The 414-nt window shown below is 41.3% G+C and carries 1 protein-coding gene; it reads left to right on the top strand.

Annotated features, from left to right (window positions below):
- Positions 1-58: 58 nt before the first annotated feature.
- A partial coding sequence (locus JW499_RS21750) for a helix-turn-helix domain-containing protein (protein WP_205212528.1) occupies positions 59-414 on the top strand: 356 nt, incomplete at its 3' end.

The following is a 414-nucleotide window of genomic DNA, read 5'->3' as shown; positions in this document are numbered from 1 at the left end:
AAAATAGTCAACACGCACGGTGTTAGATATTTATCCCTTGCGGTGATAGATTTAACGTATGAGCACAAAAAAGAAACCATTAACACAAGAGCAGCTTGAGGACGCACGTCGCCTTAAAGCAATTTATGAAAAAAAGAAAAATGAACTTGGCTTATCCCAGGAATCTGTCGCAGACAAGATGGGGATGGGGCAGTCAGGCGTTGGTGCTTTATTTAATGGCATCAATGCATTAAATGCTTATAACGCCGCATTGCTTACAAAAATTCTCAAAGTTAGCGTTGAAGAATTTAGCCCTTCAATCGCCAGAGAAATCTACGAGATGTATGAAGCGGTTAGTATGCAGCCGTCACTTAGAAGTGAGTATGAGTACCCTGTTTTTTCTCATGTTCAGGCAGGGATGTTCTCACCTAAGCT

Origin of the sequence: Amphritea pacifica (assembly GCF_016924145.1) — a bacterium.
GTDB lineage: Bacteria > Pseudomonadota > Gammaproteobacteria > Pseudomonadales > Balneatricaceae > Amphritea > Amphritea pacifica.
The sequence above is the reverse complement of the archived record's forward strand: the minus strand, read 5'-3'. Positions and strand labels throughout refer to the sequence as shown.